Here is a 1,248-nt window from a genome sequence, read left to right as displayed (position 1 = left end):
TGTCCGGCGTCAGCGCCCATGGCACAGATTAGGGGTTGAGATTTAAGGAGGGTTTGGGCTTCGTCGTAGTGACGAAGGAACGAAGATGAAGCCCAAACCCTCCTTGCGAAAATCGCCAGCAAAGGCCTCTGCCGAAGCCGTGGTGAAAGACATTCGCCGACAGACGCGGCGGCATTTCTCGGCCGAGGACAAGATCCGCATCGTGCTCGACGGATTGCGCGGCGAGGACAGCATCGCCGAGCTGTGTCGGCGTGAAGGCATCGCCCAGAGCCTCTACTACACCTGGTCGAAAGAGTTCATGGAGGCCGGCAAACGCCGGCTCGCGGGCGATACCGCCCGTTCTGCGACCACGGGCGAGGTGCAGGATCTGCGCCGTGAAGCCCGTGCCCTGAAGGAATGCGTTGCTGACCTGACGTTGGAAAACCGCCTGCTCAAAAAAAGCATGATCGCGGATGGGGGCGACGACGAATGAGGTACCCCGCCGCAGAAAAGCTGGAGATTATCAGGATCGTCGAGCAGTCGCACCTGCCGGCCAAGCACACTCTGGACAAGCTGGGTATTCCTCGCCGGACGTTCTACCGCTGGTATGACCGCTTCCTTGAGGGCGGTCCTGAAGCCCTGGAGGATCGCCCCTCGGCGCCGAGCCGGGTGTGGAACCGTATCACCGAGGATATCCGCGCGCAGATCGTCGAGATGGCGCTCGAGGCGACCGAGCTTTCCCCTCGCGAACTGGCGGTGCGCTTCACCGACGAGAAGCGCTATTTCGTGTCGGAAGCCACGGTTTACCGCCTGTTGAAGGCCCATGACCTGATCACCAGTCCAGCCTATACCGTGATCAAGGCCGCTGACCAGTTCCACACGAAGACCACCCGGCCGAATGAGATGTGGCAAACCGACTTCACCTACTTCAAGATCATCGGGTGGGGCTGGATGTACCTGTCGACCGTGCTCGACGACTACTCGCGCTACATCATTGCCTGGAAACTGTGCACCAACATGCGCGCCGAGGACGTCACTGACACGCTGGACTTGGCCCTCAAGGCATCGGGCTGCGACAGCGCCACGGTCCTGCACAAGCCCCGGCTACTATCCGACAACGGCCCCAGTTACATCGCGGGCGAACTCGCCGAGTACATCGAGGCCCAGCAGATGAGTCACGTCCGTGGCGCCCCGTTGCATCCGCAAACGCAGGGCAAGATCGAGCGCTGGCACCAGACCTTGAAGAATCGCATCCTGTTGGAACATTAC

1 pseudogene is annotated in these 1,248 nt (G+C 61.0%); it reads left to right on the top strand.

The features are described 5' to 3' along the window. Nucleotides 1-85: 85 nt before the first annotated feature. A pseudogene (locus MBENS4_RS23645) lies at nucleotides 86-1,248 on the top strand (IS3 family transposase); the annotation flags it as partial.

This window comes from Novosphingobium sp. MBES04, from assembly GCF_000813185.1.
Taxonomy (GTDB): Bacteria; Pseudomonadota; Alphaproteobacteria; order Sphingomonadales; family Sphingomonadaceae; genus Novosphingobium; species Novosphingobium decolorationis.
The sequence above is the reverse complement of the archived record's forward strand: the minus strand, read 5'-3'. Positions and strand labels throughout refer to the sequence as shown.